Origin of the sequence: Vibrio sp. 10N.222.49.C9 (genome assembly GCF_041474985.1) — a bacterium.
GTDB lineage: Bacteria > Pseudomonadota > Gammaproteobacteria > Enterobacterales > Vibrionaceae > Vibrio > Vibrio crassostreae_C.
In genome coordinates this window covers 1-291 of record NZ_JBFRVD010000178.1, presented here as the reverse complement: position 1 = coordinate 291, position 291 = coordinate 1, and the positions used below count along the sequence as shown (strand labels likewise).

Sequence of the window (291 nt, the reverse complement as noted above, 5' to 3'; positions counted from 1 at the left end):
TGTAACCACTGCGGGCCTGAGGTGTATTTAAGATTGTTGTCCAACACATATTCAACGCAAGGATTACCGCGACTCATTGCATTACCAATCACCACGAGATCTGGACGAGGCTCCAGTTGCTCAGGGTCGTAGCCTTGAATGATTTCAACCCCTTCCGACTCAAGCAATGTGCTCATTGGAGGATAAACATTCGCATCACTACCCGTCACTTTGTGACCAAGTTGTTTTGCTAGTACCGCAGCGCCACCCATAAAGGTGCCGCAAATTCCAAGTATATGAATATGCATAAAG

Annotated in this window: 1 protein-coding gene; it reads right to left on the bottom strand. The window is 46.7% G+C overall.

Annotated elements, in window-relative coordinates; all coding sequences use genetic code 11:
• The coding region (locus tag AB4585_RS22610; protein ID WP_372171058.1) for a Mur ligase domain-containing protein at positions 1-287 on the bottom strand (287 nt) is incomplete at its 3' end.
• Positions 288-291: the final 4 nt, after the last annotated feature.